The 17,161-nt window shown below is 65.4% G+C and carries 13 protein-coding genes; 8 read left to right on the plus strand and 5 right to left on the minus strand.

Annotated features, from left to right (window positions below; genetic code table 11):
- Positions 1 to 102: 102 nt before the first annotated feature.
- Together FBY20_RS11565 and ccsB are read left to right on the plus strand one after the other, a co-directional pair.
- A complete protein-coding gene (locus FBY20_RS11565) occupies positions 103 to 2,184 on the plus strand; it encodes a cytochrome c biogenesis protein ResB (protein WP_056327076.1) in 2,082 nt (693 codons plus the stop codon).
- Positions 2,185 to 2,192: 8 nt separating this feature from the next.
- The gene (gene ccsB / locus FBY20_RS11570; protein WP_056327078.1) at positions 2,193 to 3,539 is read left to right on the plus strand and encodes a c-type cytochrome biogenesis protein CcsB; all 1,347 of its coding nucleotides are present in this window, start codon (positions 2,193 to 2,195) and stop codon (positions 3,537 to 3,539) included.
- Positions 3,540 to 3,609: 70 nt separating this feature from the next.
- On the opposite strand, the gene lysA is transcribed toward ccsB, so the two are convergent.
- Together lysA and FBY20_RS28110 are read right to left on the minus strand one after the other, a co-directional pair.
- Positions 3,610 to 4,902 (minus strand): diaminopimelate decarboxylase, encoded by a 1,293-nt coding sequence (gene lysA / locus FBY20_RS11575; RefSeq protein WP_056327080.1) that lies wholly within the window; start codon positions 4,900 to 4,902, stop codon positions 3,610 to 3,612.
- Positions 4,899 to 5,168 carry a lipoprotein gene (locus FBY20_RS28110; RefSeq protein ID WP_313690415.1) on the minus strand — a complete coding sequence of 90 codons (270 nt, stop codon included), beginning with the start codon at positions 5,166 to 5,168 and terminating at the stop codon, positions 4,899 to 4,901. Before FBY20_RS28110 ends, lysA begins: the two co-directional genes overlap by 4 nt.
- Here FBY20_RS28110 and cyaY point away from each other — a divergent pair.
- Positions 5,119 to 5,448, plus strand: coding sequence for an iron donor protein CyaY (cyaY, locus tag FBY20_RS11585; protein WP_056327082.1), 330 nt, complete (start codon positions 5,119 to 5,121; stop codon positions 5,446 to 5,448). The genes FBY20_RS28110 and cyaY overlap by 50 nt on opposite strands.
- Positions 5,449 to 5,482: 34 nt before the next feature.
- On the opposite strand, the gene FBY20_RS11590 is transcribed toward cyaY, so the two are convergent.
- The gene (locus tag FBY20_RS11590) at positions 5,483 to 7,930 is read right to left on the minus strand and encodes a penicillin-binding protein 1A (protein WP_056327085.1); all 2,448 of its coding nucleotides are present in this window, start codon (positions 7,928 to 7,930) and stop codon (positions 5,483 to 5,485) included.
- A 113-nt stretch (positions 7,931 to 8,043) separates the two neighbouring features.
- On the opposite strand from FBY20_RS11590, the gene FBY20_RS11595 reads away from it, so the two are divergent.
- The 3 genes from FBY20_RS11595 to FBY20_RS11605 are packed head-to-tail and all read left to right on the plus strand — an operon-like array spanning position 8,044 to position 10,910.
- On the plus strand, positions 8,044 to 8,685 hold the full coding sequence (locus FBY20_RS11595) for a shikimate kinase (RefSeq protein WP_062838805.1): 642 nt from the start codon (positions 8,044 to 8,046) through the stop codon (positions 8,683 to 8,685).
- Positions 8,682 to 9,758: a 3-dehydroquinate synthase gene (aroB, locus tag FBY20_RS11600; RefSeq protein ID WP_142052195.1), complete on the plus strand. Its 1,077-nt coding sequence runs from the start codon at positions 8,682 to 8,684 to the stop codon at positions 9,756 to 9,758. The genes FBY20_RS11595 and aroB overlap by 4 nt, the downstream gene beginning before the upstream one ends.
- 24 nt (positions 9,759 to 9,782) lie before the next feature.
- Complete coding sequence (locus FBY20_RS11605) at positions 9,783 to 10,910, plus strand: deoxyguanosinetriphosphate triphosphohydrolase (protein ID WP_142052198.1); 1,128 nt, start codon at positions 9,783 to 9,785, stop codon at positions 10,908 to 10,910.
- Between the two features lie 23 nt (positions 10,911 to 10,933).
- Here the strand turns inward: FBY20_RS11605 and FBY20_RS11610 are convergent, their stop codons facing one another.
- Positions 10,934 to 11,596 carry a glutathione S-transferase family protein gene (locus FBY20_RS11610; RefSeq protein ID WP_142052201.1) on the minus strand — a complete coding sequence of 221 codons (663 nt, stop codon included), beginning with the start codon at positions 11,594 to 11,596 and terminating at the stop codon, positions 10,934 to 10,936.
- 30 nt (positions 11,597 to 11,626) lie between these two features.
- On the minus strand, positions 11,627 to 14,482 hold the full coding sequence (gene uvrA / locus FBY20_RS11615; RefSeq protein ID WP_142052204.1) for an excinuclease ABC subunit UvrA: 2,856 nt from the start codon (positions 14,480 to 14,482) through the stop codon (positions 11,627 to 11,629).
- 237 nt (positions 14,483 to 14,719) lie between these two features.
- On the opposite strand from uvrA, the gene FBY20_RS11620 reads away from it, so the two are divergent.
- Both FBY20_RS11620 and ssb read left to right on the plus strand, forming a co-directional pair.
- Positions 14,720 to 15,904 carry an MFS transporter gene (locus FBY20_RS11620; protein WP_056327097.1) on the plus strand — a complete coding sequence of 395 codons (1,185 nt, stop codon included), beginning with the start codon at positions 14,720 to 14,722 and terminating at the stop codon, positions 15,902 to 15,904.
- A 295-nt stretch (positions 15,905 to 16,199) separates the two neighbouring features.
- On the plus strand, positions 16,200 to 16,718 hold the full coding sequence (gene ssb / locus FBY20_RS11625; RefSeq protein WP_062838810.1) for a single-stranded DNA-binding protein: 519 nt from the start codon (positions 16,200 to 16,202) through the stop codon (positions 16,716 to 16,718).
- Positions 16,719 to 17,161: the final 443 nt, after the last annotated feature.

Raw genomic sequence — 17,161 nt, forward strand, 5'->3', positions numbered from 1 at the left:
GCGCGGCCGGTCCGCGTTGATGCAACTTGCGCGCGCCGGAACCTCGTTCCGGCTCGCACTGTCTATGAGGGGGGTAGCCGATAGCGCGGCCCCCCTTTTTTCATGAATTCGACCCGAACCCACTCCCGCCCCTCTCTGCGCAGCCTGCCAGGCGATCTCTTTGAACTTCTGGGTTCGATGCGTTTTGCCGTCAGCCTGCTGATGTTCATCTGCGTGGCCAGCCTGGTGGGTACGGTGCTGCAGCAGAACCGATCGTCCAACAATTACATCGACCAGTTCGGGCCGTTCTGGTTCGAGGTCTTTGACAAGTTCTCTATCTGGCACGTCTACAACAGCTGGTGGTTCCTGCTGATCATGGGCTTTCTGGTCGTATCGACCTCGGTGTGTCTGATCCGAAATGCCCCCAAGATGCTTCGCGACGCGCGATCGTTTCGCGAGCACGTGCGCGAAGGCAGCCTGCGCGCCTTTCCGCATCGCGTAGAGACCACCGAGCCCACCGGCGTGCCGCAGACGGTGACCGGCCTGAAGGCGCTGCTGGGCCGCATGGGTTACGCGGTGCGCGTGCGCGAGGCCCAGGATGGCGTTCTGCTGGCCGCCAAGAAGGGCAGCGCCAACCGGCTGGGCTATGTGTTTGCTCACGCCGCCATGGTCATCATCTGTATCGGCGGCCTGCTCGACAGCGAACTGCCGGTGCGCCTGCAGGTCATGTTCGGCGGCAAGCAGCCCATCGTCGAAAACATGCTGATTTCCGAGGTGCCTGAAAGCGGGCGCCTGTCGGTCAACAACCCCAGCTTTCGCGCAAGCGTCCTGGTGCCCGAGGGCGGGCAGGCCAGCACGGCGGTCGTGATGGTGGGCGATGGCGCGCTGGTGCAGCCCATGCCTTTCACGCTCAAGCTCAAGAAGTTCATTGTCGACTACTACTCCACCGGCATGCCCAGCCGCTTTGCCAGCGAAGTCGAGGTCACGGATCCGGACACGGGCAAGACCTTCGATTCGACCATCGAAGTGAACGAGCCGCTGCGCTTCAAGGGCATGACGGTGTATCAGTCGAGCTTTGACGACGGCGGCAGTACAGTCGTGCTCAAGGGGTACCCGCTGGTGGGCGTCAACGACACGACGTTCTCGGTCGACGGTACGGTGGGCAAGACCAGCGAGCTGACGGCGCAAACGGCCAAGGGCCCGCGCAGCATGGGCATCGAGGTCACGGCCATGCGTCCGATCAACGTCGAAGACCTGACCCGCGGCGCCCCCAAGGGCGCCGACCAGAGCTTTGCCGAACACGTGGCCTCGGTCGCGGGCAGCGCGGCCGGCAAGAAGAACGAAAACCTGCGCAACGTGGGGCCCAGCGTCGAATACAAGCTGATCGACGATGCGGGTCAGGCGCATGAGTTCCAGAACTACATGCTGCCCGTCGAACTGGACGGTGCGGCCGTCTTCCTGGCCGGCGTGCGCAACAACGCCGGCGAGCCCTTCCGCTATCTGCGCATCCCGGCCGACGACGACAGCTCCATCGCCGAATTCATGCGTCTGCGCGCCACGCTGGCCGATCCGGCCGCGCGCAAGGAAGCGGCCCGCCGTTTTGCCGAGCGCAACAGCCCGTCGGGGGCCGATCGCCAGCCGCTGGAAACCGCGGCCGAACGTGCGCTGGACACCTTTGCCGCCGGCGGCCTGCAGGCCGTCGCGGCGTTCTTGCAAGCCAATACTCCCGCCGCCGATCTGGAGCGCGCCGCCGATGTCGTGATTCGCCTGATCGGCGCCAGCATGAACGAATTGCGCGCCATCGCACGCGAACGCGCCGGTCAGCAGCCGGTGGCCGTCGATGGTCCGGAAGGCGAGCGCGCGGCAGTGTGGTCGCGCCTGGCCGTGGCCGCGCTGTCCGACCTGACCGTCTATCCCGCACCCGTGTTCCTGTCGCTGGCCGACTTCAATCACGTGCAGGCCAGCGTCTTCCAGGTCAGCCGCACGCCGGGCAAGAACACCGTCTATCTGGGCAGCCTGTTGCTGGTCCTGGGCGTGTTTTCGATGTTCTATATCCGCGACCGCCGCGTCTGGATCTGGGTCAAACCGCAAGGCGGCGGCAGCAGCGTCCTGGCGGCCATGACGTCACAGAAGCGTACACTTGACTTCAATCAAGAGTTCGAACGCTTCAAGCAGGCGCTGCTGCGCCAGAAAAAAGGGTCTTAAGGTTATTTATGTCCACCACGACCACCACGCCACCCCCGTCGCCTGAATCGCTTTGGCAGGATGCCTTGTCCGAAACCGGCGACAGCCGCGCGCAACGCGGAAAGCCCGACTGGACTGACATCGTCTTCTTCCTGCTGCTGGCGGTGGGGGCAGGTTTCGCGCTGACCCGCTACGGGCACGCGATGGACTATTACGAGAAGATCATCCTGTGCGGCACGGTGCCGGCGGTGGCCTGGCTGGGCTGGCTGTGGCGTCCGCTGCGCCGTTTGATGATCGCCTGTGCGATCTCCGCGGGCTTCGCGCTGATGCTGTACGGCAACGATCTGGCTCGCGCCGAGCAGGTGTTCTTTTTGAAGTATCTGTTTTCCTCGCAGTCCGCGATCCTGTGGATGAGCGCGCTGTTTGCGCTGTCGATGGTGTGCTACTGGATCGGCCTGTTCAGCCCGACCGCCGCCTGGCTGGGCACGGCGCTGAGCTGGGGCGCGGTGTTCGCGGGTGTCACGGGCCTGCTCGTGCGCTGGCGCGAGGGCCATCTGATGGGTCCGGACCTGGGCCATATCCCGGTCAGCAACCTGTACGAAGTCTTCGTCCTGTTTTCGCTCATCACCGCGCTCTTCTACCTGTACTACGAACGTAAGTACGCCACGCGCGCGCTCGGCGGCTTCGTGATGCTGGTGGTGACCTCGGCCGTCGTGTTCCTGCTCTGGTATTCGTTCACGCGCGACGCCGGACAGATCCAGCCGCTGGTGCCTGCGCTCAAGAGCTGGTGGATGAAACTGCACGTGCCGGCCAACTTCATCGGCTACGGAACGTTCTCGCTGGCGGCGATGGTGGGCTTCGCATATCTGGTCAAGCAGCATGGCCACACGACCTCGTGGGCCAAGCTTGCGCCGCTGTTCATCCTGGGCGTGTTGCTGTGCGCGGAGCCCATGGTGTTTCGCACCGATGGCCTTTCCGCGACCTGGATGTTGTACTTCGGCGTGGGGGCCGTGATCGTGGGCGCCATCCTGCTGGGCCGCCGCCGTATTGCGGACGCGCTGCCGTCGCTGGAAGTGCTGGATGACATCATGTATCGCGCCATCGCGATCGGGTTTGCCTTCTTTACCGTCGCCACCATTCTGGGGGCGCTGTGGGCGGCCGATGCGTGGGGTGCGTATTGGCAGTGGGACCCCAAGGAAACCTGGGCGCTGATCGTCTGGCTGAACTACGCGGCATGGCTGCACATGCGCCTCATCAAGGGCCTGCGCGGCGCCATGGCGGCCTACTGGGCGCTGCTGGGCCTGCTGATCACGGGCTTTGCCTTCCTGGGTGTGAACATGTTCCTGTCGGGCCTGCACTCGTACGGCCAGCTCTAAGCCCGCGCCAGCGCGGTGTACAAAAAAGGCCCCTGCATGCAGGGGCCTTTGTGTTTTGCGGCGCGCCGATTCAGGGAAGCAGCGATTCGCCGCGGAGCTGATCGGCCAGCGTTTCGCGCTGGCGCACGACATAGTATTTGTCGCCGTCGACCATGACCTCGGCCGGGCGGCCGCGCGAGTTGTAGTTGCTGGCCATGGTCATGCCGTAGGCGCCGGCCGATTCCACCGCCAGCACGTCGCCTTGGCGGATGGCCAGCAGGCGCTGCTTTGCCAGCCAGTCGGCGCTTTCGCAGACGGGGCCGACGATGTCGTATTCGGCGGTGTCGCCGGCGCGCGGGTGCAGGGGCTGCACGCCGTGAAAGGCCTCGTAAAGCGCCGGGCGCAGCAGGTCGTTCATGGCCGCGTCGACGATGGCGAAATTGCGGGCTTCGGCGTGCTTGATGTACTGGACGGTGGTGAGCAGCATGCCGGCATTGCCGACGAGCGAGCGTCCCGGTTCCAGAACCAGATGCAGATGCCCCTGGCCGCGCGCGTTCAGCCGCTCGAAGACGCGGTCCAGCAGGGCGCGCGGCGATGGGGGGGTCTCGTCCTGGTAGCGGATGCCCAGGCCGCCGCCCAGGTCCAGGTGTTCGATGCGGATGCCCGCCTGTTCCAGGCTTTCGATCAGGTCCAGCAGCTTTTCCAGCGCGTCGAAGTAGGGACTGATATCGGTCAGCTGCGAGCCGATATGGCAGTCCACGCCGACGATACGCAGGCCGGGCAGCGACTGCGCGGTGCGGTAGGCAGCCAGCGCCTGCCCGATGGCGATGCCGAACTTGTTTTCTTTCAGGCCGGTCGAGATATAAGGGTGTGTGCGGGCGTCCACGTCCGGATTCACGCGTAGCGACACCGGGGCGCGCAGGCCCATGTTTGCCGCGACGTCCGACAGGCGATGCAGTTCGTCCACCGATTCGACGTTGAAGCACTTCACGCCGGCGAGGAGGGCGTCGCGCATTTCCCAGGCCTGCTTGCCCACGCCCGAGAACACGATTCGCGACGCGTCCGCGCCCGCGGCGAGCGCGCGATGCAGTTCACCGCCCGACACGATGTCAAAGCCGGCGCCCAACCGGGCGAATTCGCCCAGCACCGCCAGGTTGGAATTGGCCTTCATGCCGTAGCAGACCAATACCGGACGCTGGCCGATGGCGCTGCAATAGGATTGCCACGCGGCTTTCAGCGCCGCGCGGGAGTAGACGTAAAGGGGCGTTCCCAACCGTTCGGCCAGATGGTCAAGCGGCACATCCTCGGCGTACAACGCATTATTGCGGTACTGGAAGTAGGGATGGCCGGCCAATTCTGGCGGGGTGGGGAACGGGGGCGTCATGGGAGGGACGGGGCCGGAGGGATTTGCGCAGGCGGCGGCGTTTGCTGCGTGCGGGCCGGCGCCTTGCCTTCAGGGGGCGGCGGCATGAAGAGCGGCCCCTTGTACCCGCAGGCCGCTACCATGCCGGTCGCCAGGAGCGTGGCTACAATGCGAAGAGCCATGCGGCTGTATGCCAATTGGAACACTGGGAACTCCGTAATTCTTGCAGGCTCGATTATGACCGAAACCGAATTTCTTGCGTTGATCGACCAGGTGCTGGACAGCATCGAAAGCCAGGCCGATGACTGGGCGGCTTCGCTCGACGTCGATGTGGAAACCAGCCGCAGCGGCAATGTGCTGACCATGGTTTTCGAGGACAACACCCACGTCGTGGTGAACAGCCAGGCTGCCATGCAGGAGCTGTGGGTCGCCGCGCGCAGCGGCGGCTTTCACTACCGCTACGATGGCCAGCACTGGAACGATACCCGGGGCGGACCGCAGTTGCCGGACGCCCTGTCCCAGATCTGCTCGGCTGCCGCCGGCGTCCCCGTGACGATCCGGCTGTAAAAAAAGGCCGGCCCGATGGGCCGGCCTTTCTGCATCAGAAGGGAATCTTCTGCGACCAGGGCGTGGCGGTCTGCGTGCCCACGCCCGGCGCGACCTTGATCCGGGTGTCTTCGCCGGAGCCGCTGGTGAGGCCGTTCAGGAATTCACCCAGCGTGTCGGCTTCCGGCAGTCCCAGACGGGCCACTGCCTGTCCGGGCGGGAACTCGGAGAAGTAGAACTCGCCGTTTTCCACGAGCAGGCCGTCCGGACGCGGGCGCTGCTTTTCTTCCGGCACGCCCTTGAGCACGCTCTGCATGTAATCCACCCAGATCGGCATGGCCACGCCGCCGCCGGTTTCACGCGAACCCAGCGACTTGGGCTGGTCAAAGCCCAGCCAGGCGGTCGCGGCCAGCGTGGGCGTATAGCCCGAGAACCAGGCGTCCACGGATTCGTTGGTCGTGCCCGTCTTGCCGGCGATGTCGCCGCGCTTGAGCAATGCACGCGCACGCGCCGCGGTGCCGTACGTGGTGACGCCGCGCAGGATGTCGTCCATGACCCAGGCGGTGCGCGGGTCGATGGCGCGGGCTGCGGCGTCGCCGGCGACAACCGGCTTGGACTGCATGATGACCTTGCCGCTGCTGTCGGTGACGCGGTCGATCAGGTAGGGCGTGACGCGGTAGCCGCCATTGGCGAACACCGAGAAGGCGCCTGCCAGCTGCAGCGGCGTGACCGAGCCGGCGCCCAGCGCCAGCGGCAGCACGGCCGGCTGGCGCGCCTTGTCAAAGCCGAAGCGCGTGAGATAGTCCTGCGCGTACTGCGGACCGATGGCCTGCAGGATGCGGATCGACACCATGTTCTTGGACTTGTACAGGCCCTGACGCAGCGTCAGCATGGGCTCGTACTGATTGCCGTAGTTCTTGGGGTTCCAGGCCTTGGAGCCGGTTTGCGCGGCGGTCAGCTCGAACGGCTGGTCCGAGATCTGCGTGCCCGGCGTCAAGCCGCGTTCCAGCGAGGCGGCGTAGATGAAGGGCTTGATGTTCGAGCCCGGCTGGCGCCATGCCTGCGTCACACGGTTGAAGTTGCCGCGGTAGAAATCAAAGCCGCCGACCATGGCGCGGATGGCGCCGTCCTGCGGCGACAACGCCACGAAGGCTGCCTGCACCGAAGGCATGTTGATGATTTCCCAGTTGTCGCCGAACTTGCGGATGTAGACCACGGAACCGCGCTTGATGCGCTGTTCCGGCTTGGCCTTGTCGTTCAGTGCGCGGGCCACCACGCCCAGCACCTTCTTGTCCGTGACGGTGATGATTTCACGCGAGCTGCGCGCCAGCTTCACTTCGGTGGGGCTGGCCGACAGCACCACTGCGGTCAGCAGGTCGCCGCTGTCGGAGAACTTGTCGAACACGCCATCCAGGAATTCGTCCAGCGCGGCGGGGTTGTTCTCGGTGCCCGGGGGCAGGTCGAGCTGCTCTTCCGGCCCGGGATAGGGCGCGCGGCGCGTGTATTCCAGCACGCCTTCGCGCACGGCGCGATAGGCGGCTTCCTGGTCCTTGGACTGCACGGTCGTGTAGATGTTGATGCCGCGCGAATAGACGTTGTCCTGGTACACGTTGTAGAGCAGCTGGCGCGCCAGCTCGGCCACGTACTCGCCATGGATGGAATAGCCGCCGGCCGGCGTGCCTTCCGCGGACTTCATGACGATCGGCTGCGCCATCGCCTGCTTGTATTCCGGTTCGGTCAGGTAGCCCAGCGAATGCATGCGGCCCAGCACGTAGCGCTGGCGCAGTTCGGCGCGGGGGCGGTTGGCGATGGGATTGAAGCGCGAGGGTGCCTTCGGAATGCCGGCCAGCATGGCGGCTTCGGCCGGCGTGACTTCCGACAGCGGCTTGCCGAAGTACGTGCGCGAGGCGGCCGCAAAGCCGTAGGCGCGGTGGCCCAGGTAGATCTGGTTCATGTAGAGCTCGAGGATCTGGTCCTTGGTGAGCTCGGATTCAATCTTGAATGTCAGCAGCAGTTCGTAGAACTTGCGCGAATAGGTCTTTTCGGACGACAGGTAGAAGTTACGCGCGACCTGCATCGTGATCGTGCTGGCCCCCTGCGTCTTGGACATGCTGATCAGGTTGGTCAGGCCGGCGCGCACCACGCCCATCCAGTCGATGCCGCCGTGCTGGTAGAAGCGGTCGTCCTCGGCCGCCAGCACCGCGGACTTCATGACGTCCGGGATTTCGTTAAAGCGCAGCACGTTGCGGCGTTCTTCGCCGAACTCGCCGATCAGGACGCGGTCTGCGGTATACACGCGCAGCGGTACCCGCGGCCGGTAGTCCGTCATGGCGTTCAGGTCGGGCAGGTTGGGCCACGCGAGCGCCAGCGCCATACCCGCGAGCAACACACCGCACAGGAACAGGCCGGCGAAAAGAATGCCGGTTTTTACGAAGAACCGCAGTATCGGGGAGCCGCTGCTGGCGGGCTTATCTTTCTTGGAGGAATTCTGGGGCTTGCTCATCGCGGCGATTTTACGGGTATCTCCGGTCCCGCCTTATCGCGGGGGATCGGTTTCTGTAACAAAATAGGTCAGTGTGGTGCGCGGGCAACTGCGGCAAATGTGATAATGCCGGCATGAACTTTGCCGCTAACTCATGTCCGGAGGCAGCCCCGGACCCGGCGCGCGCCGACGCAGCGCCTGAAAGCCAGCCCTGCGCCGTCGAGTGCACGGGCAAGACCGTGTCGTTGCCGCACGACCTGCCGGTATTCTTGGTCGGAATGATGGGCGCGGGCAAGACAACCATAGGCCGTAGCCTGGCGCGTGCGCTGGGGCGCGACTTTATGGATCTGGATCATGAGCTCGAGGCGCGTTGCGGCGTACGGGTGCCGGTAATCTTCGAAATCGAGGGCGAAGCCGGTTTTCGTCGCCGAGAGTCCGCCGCCTTGGAAGAGTGTACCCAACGGCGCAACATAATTCTTGCCACCGGCGGCGGCGCCATTCTGGCCCCGGAAAACCGGGAGCTCTTGCGCCAGCGCGGGATTGTCGTCTATCTGAGGGCCAGCGTGGATGAATTGTTCCGCCGGACCTGCCGCGACCGCAACCGGCCCCTGTTGGCCACCGCCGATCCGCGCGGCACGCTGCGCGACCTGATGACCCGGCGCGAGCCGCTATACAAGGAAGTGGCCGACCTGGTGGTGGAAACGGGGTCCATGCCCATCCACACCCTGGTCAAGGCGCTGCTGCCGCAATTACAAGCTTTCGAGAAGCGCATATGAACGTTGTTGACGTCGACACCCCGGGTGGAAGCTATCCGATCCACATCGGACCTGGCCGCCTGGATTCCCTGGATCAATGCATTCCCGCGGACGCGACCGCGATCGCCGTGGTCACCAACCCCACGGTGGCGGCCCTGTACGGCGAGCGCGCCGAAGCGGCGCTGGCGCGCACGGGCAAGCGCGTGCTGCGAATCGAACTGCCTGACGGCGAAGCCTACAAAGACTGGCAGTCTCTTAACCTGATCTTCGACGCGTTGCTCGGCAACCGCCTGGATCGCCGGTGCGTGCTGGTTGCGCTGGGCGGCGGCGTCATCGGCGACATGACTGGCTTTGCCGCGGCCGTGTACATGCGCGGCGTGCGCTTCCTGCAGGTGCCCACGACGCTGCTGGCGCAGGTGGACTCGTCGGTGGGCGGCAAGACCGCCGTGAACCACCCGCTGGGCAAGAACATGATCGGCGCGTTCTATCAGCCGATCGCGGTGGAAATCGACACCGATGTGCTGAACACCTTGCCCGCGCGCGAGGTCTCGGCCGGCCTGGCCGAAGTCATCAAGTACGGCCTCATCCTGGATCCGGCGTTCTGGAGCTGGTGCGAGGACAACGCGCAGCAGCTACGCGCGCTGGACGGCGAAGCCGTGGCCTACGCGATCCGCCGCTCGTGCGAACTGAAGGCGCAGGTGGTGGGCAAGGACGAGCGCGAATCCGGGTTGCGCGCCATCCTGAACCTGGGCCACACATTTGGCCACGCCATCGAGTCGGGTCTGGGCTACGGCGCCTGGCTGCACGGCGAGGCAGTGGGTTGCGGCATGGTGCAGGCAGCCGAGCTGTCGGCCGATGTGGCGGGCTTCGATCGCGCCGACGTTGCGCGTGTGCGTGCGCTGGTGCAGGCTATCGGGTGCCCGGTCGTCGCGCCCGACCTGGGTGCGGACCGCTGGCTGGACCTGATGCAGGTGGACAAGAAAACGGAAGGGGGCTCGATCCGCTATGTGCTCATGCCGCGCATCGGCGAGGCCGTGATGCGGCCGGCGCCAGACGATGCGGTGCGCGCCGTGCTGGCCCGAACCACCCAGTAAACGCAGTGATGGACGGTGTTGCAGATGAATGAACTGGCTTCCTATGCTTCTCACCCGTCCCGATCGCGCGGCCGGACCCACGCCGAGCCGCCGCCGGAAAACCGCACGGAGTTCCAGCGCGACCGCGATCGCATCGTGCATTCCAGCGCCTTCCGGCGGCTGGAATACAAGACGCAGGTCTTCGTCAACCATGAAGGCGACCTCTTTCGCACGCGCCTGACGCACAGCCTGGAAGTGGCCCAGATCGCGCGCACGCTGGCGCGCAGCATGGGGCTGTCCGAAGACCTGACCGAAGCCATCTCGCTGGCGCATGACCTGGGCCACACGCCGTTCGGCCACGCAGGGCAGGACGAGCTCAATGCCTGCATGCGCGAACTGGCGCCGCAGGCGGGCGGCTTTGAGCACAACCTGCAAAGCCTGCGCGTGGTGGACGAGCTTGAAGAACGCTATGCCGACTTCAACGGCCTGAACCTGTGCTTCGAGACGCGCGAGGGCATCCTCAAGCATTGCTCGGTCGCCCATGCACGGATGCTGGGGGAGGTCGGCGAACGGTTCCTGAACCGCACGCAGCCGTCGCTGGAGGCGCAGCTTGCCAATCTGGCCGACGAGATCGCGTACAACAACCACGATGTCGACGACGGTTTGCGCTCGGGGTTGATCACGCTGGATCAGTTGAAGGACGTGTCGATTTTCGAGCGCCACCATGCGTATGTGCTGGACCGCTATCCCGGGCTGGCGCCGCGGCGCGCGGTGGCCGAAACGATACGCCGCATGATCAACACGCTGATCGTCGATCTGACCCGCACGTCGCTGGCGCGCATCCGCGACGCGGCGCCGGCCAGCGCGGACGATGTGCGGCGCTCGCCACCGCTGGCGGGTTTCTCCGACGATATCCGCCGCGAAGCGGACACGCTGAAGAAATTCCTGTTCGACAACCTGTACCGGCACTACCGCGTATTGCGCATGACGAGCAAGGCGCGCCGCATCGTGCGCGAGCTGTTTGCGGCCTTTCTGGACGATCCGCGCCTCTTGCCGCCCGATTACCGCCGCGAGCAGTTCAACGAACAGGCCCGCGCCATCGCCGACTACATCGCCGGCATGACCGACCGCTACGCCATCCGCGAACACAAGCGGCTGTTCGACATGGCGTAGCCGCGTCGCGGGCAAGCCCGTCTTCAGCGGTGCTTGCGGTAGGGCTCGTCCGCTTCGACGAAGGTGGCTTCGGCCAGCGCGTCGCGCGTCCATTCCTGCATGGCGGGCAGCGCCAGCATGGCATCCATGTACTCGCGCACGGGGCCTGCGGCCGCAATGCCGTAGGTCGTGAAGCGCGAGACCACCGGCGCGAAGAACGCGTCGGCAATCGAAAACGCGCCAAACAGGAAGGGGCCGCCCTGGCCGAACTGCGCACGCGTTTCCTGCCAGATGGCCTGCACGCGCGCCACGTCTGCGCGCGCCGCTTCCGGAAATTCGATGCCCGGCAAGTGGGCTTCGACGTTCATCGGCATGGCCTGGCGCAGTGCGCCAAAACCGCTGTGCATCTGCGCGGCCAGCGAACGCGCACGCGCACGTGCCTTGGCGTCCTGGGGCCACAAGGCGGCCTCGGGGTGGCGCTCGGCGGCGTACTCGCAGATGGCCAGCGAATCCCACACGGCAAAGTCGCCGTCCAGCAGCACAGGCACGAGGCCCGCGGGCGACACCTGCGCCACCCGCGCTGAAAACGCCTCGGTGAACAGGCCGACCTTCTGCTCCGTGAATGCGATGCCGGCGGCGCGCAGGGCGATCCACGGACGCATGGACCAGGAAGAGTAGTTCTTGTTGCCGATGATGAGGGTGTACATGCTGGCGTTTCCTATGCAGACAGGGAAGGTTCAGTCGGCCGGCTTGCGGCGCAGCAGCTTGCCCAGGTACTGGCCGGTGTGGCTGGCCTTGGCCGCCGCAACCGTCTCCGGCGTGCCTTGCGCCACGACACGGCCGCCGCCGTCACCGCCCTCGGGGCCCATGTCGACCAGCCAATCCGCGGTCTTGATGACGTCCAGGTTGTGCTCGATGATGAGCACGGTATTGCCGGCGTCCACCAATTGATTGAGCACCTGCAGCAGCAGCTCGATGTCGCGAAAGTGCAGGCCCGTGGTCGGTTCGTCCAGGATGTACAGCGTGCGGCCGGTGCTGCGGCGCGACAGCTCTTGCGACAGCTTCACGCGCTGCGCTTCACCGCCGGACAGCGTGGTCGCGCTTTGCCCCAGGCGGATATACGACAGTCCCACGTCGATGAGCGTGTGCAGCTTGCGAGCGATGGCGGGCACCGATTCGAAGTACTCGAGCGCCTGCTCCACGGTGAGGTCCAGCACTTCGCTGATGTTGCGGCCGCGGTAGCGGATTTCGAGCGTCTCGCGGTTGTAGCGCTTGCCGTGGCAGACGTCGCAAGGCACGTACATGTCCGGCAGGAAATGCATCTCGACCTTGACCACGCCGTCGCCCTGGCAGGCTTCGCACCGGCCGCCCTTCACGTTGAAGCTGAAACGGCCCGGATCGTAGCCGCGCGTGCGCGCTTCCGGCACGCCCGCGAAAAGCTCGCGGATGGGCGTGAACAGGCCCGTATAGGTGGCCGGATTGCTGCGAGGCGTGCGCCCGATGGGGCTTTGATCGACGCTGATGATCTTGTCGAAGTTCTCCAGCCCCTGCATCGACACGTAGGGGGCGGGCTCGCTCTGCGCGTGGTGCAGCTGGCGCGATACGGCCACGGCCAGCGTGTCGTTGATGAGCGTGGATTTGCCCGAGCCGGACACGCCCGTCACGCACACGAGACGGCCGGCCGGCACACGCAGTTCGACGTTCTTGAGGTTGTTGCCGGTGGCGCCGGTCAGCGTCAACCACGGCAGTTCGTCGTCGACGGGACGGCGCTTCGGGATGGCGATGGCGCGCGCGCCGCTCAGGTACTGCCCCGTCAGCGAATTCGGATCGCGCTGCACGGTCTCGGGGTCGCCCTGGGCGACGACCTCGCCGCCGTGTTCGCCGGCGCCGGGGCCCATGTCCACCACCCAGTCGGCCATGCGGATCATGTCTTCGTCGTGCTCGACGACGATGACGCTGTTGCCCAGATCGCGCAGATGTTGCAGCGTGCCGATCAGGCGGTCGTTGTCGCGCTGGTGCAGGCCGATGGAGGGCTCGTCCAGCACGTACATCACACCCGTCAAGCCCGAACCGATCTGGCTGGCCAGACGAATGCGCTGCGCTTCGCCGCCGGAGATCGTGTCCGCGCTGCGGTCCAGCGACAGATAGTTCAGGCCCACGTTATTCAGGAAGCTGAGCCGCGCCTCGATCTCGCGCACGATGCGCTGCGCGATCTCCTGTTTGGCGCCGGTCAGGTTCAGATTGCGGAACCAGTCCAGGCAGCTGGACAGCGGCATGGACTCGACTTCATAGATGGCCTGGCCGTGGCGCTCGCCGCCGCGCGGGTCGTGCCCGATGAGCACGTTGCGCGCTTCGGGGCGCAGCCGCGAGCCCGCGCAGTCGGGGCAGGTCTTGATGTTGCGGTACTTGCCCAGTTCCTCGCGCACCGTCGCCGAGTCCGTTTCGCGCCACCGGCGCTCCAGGTTCGGGATGACGCCTTCGAACGTATGGCGCTTGACGGTGCTGCGGCCTTTTTCGTTCAGGTACAGGAACGAGATTTCTTCTTCGCCGGACCCGTACAGGACCTTGTCGCGCAGCGCCTCGGGCAGCTCCTCGAAGGGCGCCTCGATGTCGAATTCGTAATGGGCGGCCAGGCTGGTCAGCAGCGAGTGCGTGAACGCATTGCGGCGGTCCCAGCCGCGGATCGCGCCGGCGGCCAGGCTCAGTTCCGGAAAGGCGACGACCCGCTTCGGATCGAAGAAGCCCACCTGGCCGATGCCGTCGCAGCTGGGGCAGGCGCCCATCGGATTGTTGAAACTGAACAGGCGTGGCTCCAGCTCGGGCAGGCTGTGGCTGCACACCGGGCAGGCGTAGCGGCTGGAGAAGACCTGCTCGCGCTCGTTGTCCATGTCCAGCGCCAGGGCGCGGCCTTCGGCAAGCTGCAGGGCGGTTTCGAAGCTCTCGGCCAGGCGCTGCTTGCTCTCGGGCCGGATGCGCAGGCGGTCGATGACGACGTCGATGTCGTGCTTCTCAGTCTTTTTTAGCGGCGCCATGCCGTCGATTTCCAACATCTGGCCGTCGACGCGCAGGCGCACATAGCCCTGCGCCTGCAGGCTGGCGCATTCGTCCTCGAAGCTGCCCTTCTTGCCGCGCGCGATGGGGGCCAGCACGGCCAGCCGCGTCTCGGGCGTCCAGCCCAGCACCGCGTCGACCATCTGGCTGACGCTCTGGGCCTGCAGCGGCAGGCCGTGATCGGGGCAGTAGGGCGTGCCCACCCGTGCGTAGAGCAGGCGCAGGTAGTCGTGGATCTCGGTGATGGTGCCGACCGTGGAGCGGGGATTGTGTCCCGCAGCCTTCTGCTCGATCGAGATGGCCGGCGACAGCCCCTCGATGAGATCCACGTCAGGCTTGTCCATCAGTTGCAGGAACTGGCGGGCGTAGGCGGAAAGACTTTCCACATAGCGCCGTTGGCCCTCCGCGTACAGCGTGTCGAACGCCAGCGAGGATTTGCCGGACCCGGACAGACCTGTGACCACCACCAGCTTGTGGCGCGGCAGGTCCAGCGAGACGTTCTTGAGATTGTGGGTGCGGGCACCCCGGATGCGTATGCTCACGTCTGTATGGGTAACGTCCAGTTGCGTCGGAGACGCCTTTGATCCCGCGCACCCTTTGGGCGCATTTAAGCGGTTTCAAAGGCCAACTTGGTACTATAGCGCGCCGAATCCCCTCGCGTTCAAGGTCCTCCATCTGGTGGGACGGAACCGGGGCCGGCGCCGCACCGCCAGAATCAGACCGTGAGCGTATGACGTCAGATGCATGCGCGCCGCCCTAGTCATCGTTGAAATTTCCGCATGCCGGCAGACACCAAACTGAAATTGACCCCTTCCGAGCGCCGCGCCAGCGTGGCCTTGGCCGGCCTGTTTGCCGCGCGGATGCTGGGACTGTTCCTGTTGCTGCCGGTCTTTGCAGTGGCCGCAAGCGGCATGCCGGGCGGCGACGATCCCGCCCGCGTCGGCCTCGCCCTGGGCATGTACGGGCTGACCCAGGCTTTCATGCAGATTCCCTTTGGCCTCGCGTCTGACCGGTGGGGGCGCCGCCCCGTGGTGCTTTTCGGCCTGTTGTTGTTCGTCATCGGCAGTGTCGTCTGTGCGCAGGCGACCGATGTGTTCTGGATCACGATCGGCCGCGCCATCCAGGGGGCGGGGGCCATTTCCGCGGCGGTCACCGCCTGGCTGGCCGACGCCACCCGCGACGAGGTGCGCACGCGCGCCATGGCGATGGTGGGCGGATCGATCGGCCTGTCGTTCGCCGTATCTCTGGTGCTTTCGCCCGTGCTGGTGGGCTGGTGGGGGCTGTCGGGATTGTTCTGGACGATCGCCTGCCTGGGCGTCGTCTGCCTGGCCGTGGCGCGCTGGGTGGTGCCGGTGGTGCCTCGCACGCAGGCCCGCACCATGCAGGCGGCCAGGCCGCGCGAAGTCCTGACCCATCGCGACCTGCTCCGGCTGAATTTCGGCGTGTTCGTGCTGCATCTGATCCAGGTGTCGCTCTTTGTCGTGGTGCCGGCGCTGCTGGCCAAGGTCGGCGGGCTGGACGCGCGCGACCTCTGGAAGGTCTACCTGCCGGTCATCCTGGTGTCTTTCGTTCTGATGGTGCCGGTGGTGTTCGTGGCGGAAAAGCGGCGGGCGCACCGCGGCGCGCTGCGGGCGTCGGTGGCCGGGCTGGTGCTGGTATGCGCGCTGCTGCCGGCCGCCAGTCACGGCTTCTACACGCTGGCCATCGCCCTGACCGGCTTTTTCGTCGCCTTCAACGTGCTGGAGGCCTTGCAGCCCTCGCTCGTGTCGCGCGTGGCGCCGGCGGCCTACAAGGGGCTGGCGCTGGGCTTTTACAACACGGCGCAGGCGGCGGGGCTGTTTGCGGGCGGAGCCCTGGGCGGATGGCTGGCCGCGCATTCGGGCGCCAGCGCGGTGTTCGTGGCCGCGGCGGTGCTGTCGGCGATCTGGCTGGCGGTCACCTGGGCGCTGCGGCCCCTGGCGTGATCGCTGGGACTTTCCCGCAGCGTGAGGAAAGTCGCCGATCTGGTCGCAAACGGCGTCCAACAGCGCCGAAATGGTTTGCCAGCGGTGATCGATTTGTCACCGAACCCGTTTGGCGCGGCGAGCGCTTTCGTCGATAATACGCATCAACACAGGCTTCACCTGAGCAATCGCCGGTCATCGCTTCGCTGACCGGCGACTTTCATGAAGCCGGTCTTCAACATCGCTTTTTTATGTTGTTGCCGGCGCGCTCGCGGCAACGCGAATCGCAGGCTGTCAACAACAGAGGGACATCGGCATGGCATCGGTTAACAAAGTCATACTCGTGGGCAATCTGGGTCGCGACCCGGAAGTCCGCTACAGCCCCGACGGGGCGGCAATCTGCAACATGTCGATCGCCACGACCTCGTCCTGGAAGGACAAGGCCAGCGGCGAAAAGCGCGAAGAAACCGAATGGCACCGCGTCGTCATGTACAACCGCCTGGCTGAAATCGCCGGCGAATACCTGAAGAAGGGCCGCTCGGTCTACATCGAAGGCCGCCTCAAGACGCGCAAGTGGCAAGACAAGGACACCGGCGCCGACCGGTACAGCACCGAAATCGTCGCTGACCAGATGCAAATGCTGGGCGGCCGCGAAGACGGCGGCGGCGGTGGCGGCAGCTACGGCGGCGGTGGCGGCTACGACGACGCCCCGCGCCAGCAACGCGCCGCCCCGGCGCAGCGCCCCGCGCCCCAGCAGCGCCCGGCGGCTCCCGCAGCGGCCCCGGCCAGCAGCGGCGCCAATCTGGCGGACATGGACGACGATATTCCGTTCTAAGCGAATTTCAATTCGGCCAAAAATGGCGGACCTTCGGGTCCGCCATTTTTTTCGTCTCGAAGGGCGGGCGGAGAGGTCTACGAACTTGCTTACCTGCATCTCGGGCATCAACCATGCTGTGTAGCGGTTGAATTTCACGCATTCCGATTAACTTCTGCCTACAAGTCTGGACTTCACCGGTTTTGGTGGAACAAAAATGTGTGCATCTGCCAGCGGAACGGACCCTCCGCACGACGGCTTACCAGACCTAAATTACATCTATAGCCGCAAGGTAATAATTTCACGGGTTGCGCAATGGTTGGTGGATATTGGTAACAATGTGAATTCTATATATGGATTGCGCCGATTGTTTAACTATTCCGGGCTTTGCCTTGTGTCGGGAGCGGCGCTGCCGCTTGCCCCGGACGTGACTCTCTGATAGCCTCTTCGGCGGTCAACCGATT

It is taken from the genome of Achromobacter sp. SLBN-14, from assembly GCF_006715415.1.
Taxonomy (GTDB): domain Bacteria; phylum Pseudomonadota; class Gammaproteobacteria; order Burkholderiales; family Burkholderiaceae_B; genus Achromobacter; species Achromobacter mucicolens.

Coding starts and splice junctions, on each gene's coding strand:
- FBY20_RS28110 (WP_313690415.1), bottom strand. CDS start 5,168: ATGCTGTCCAGCACCTGGTCGATCAACGCAAGAAATTCGGTTTCGGTC.
- FBY20_RS11610 (WP_142052201.1), bottom strand. CDS start 11,596: ATGTACACCCTCATCATCGGCAACAAGAACTACTCTTCCTGGTCCATG.
- aroB (WP_142052195.1), top strand. CDS start 8,682: ATGAACGTTGTTGACGTCGACACCCCGGGTGGAAGCTATCCGATCCAC.
- ccsB (WP_056327078.1), top strand. CDS start 2,193: ATGTCCACCACGACCACCACGCCACCCCCGTCGCCTGAATCGCTTTGG.
- FBY20_RS11620 (WP_056327097.1), top strand. CDS start 14,720: ATGCCGGCAGACACCAAACTGAAATTGACCCCTTCCGAGCGCCGCGCC.
- cyaY (WP_056327082.1), top strand. CDS start 5,119: ATGACCGAAACCGAATTTCTTGCGTTGATCGACCAGGTGCTGGACAGC.
- FBY20_RS11595 (WP_062838805.1), top strand. CDS start 8,044: ATGAACTTTGCCGCTAACTCATGTCCGGAGGCAGCCCCGGACCCGGCG.
- FBY20_RS11565 (WP_056327076.1), top strand. CDS start 103: ATGAATTCGACCCGAACCCACTCCCGCCCCTCTCTGCGCAGCCTGCCA.
- ssb (WP_062838810.1), top strand. CDS start 16,200: ATGGCATCGGTTAACAAAGTCATACTCGTGGGCAATCTGGGTCGCGAC.
- FBY20_RS11605 (WP_142052198.1), top strand. CDS start 9,783: ATGAATGAACTGGCTTCCTATGCTTCTCACCCGTCCCGATCGCGCGGC.
- FBY20_RS11590 (WP_056327085.1), bottom strand. CDS start 7,930: ATGAGCAAGCCCCAGAATTCCTCCAAGAAAGATAAGCCCGCCAGCAGC.
- lysA (WP_056327080.1), bottom strand. CDS start 4,902: ATGACGCCCCCGTTCCCCACCCCGCCAGAATTGGCCGGCCATCCCTAC.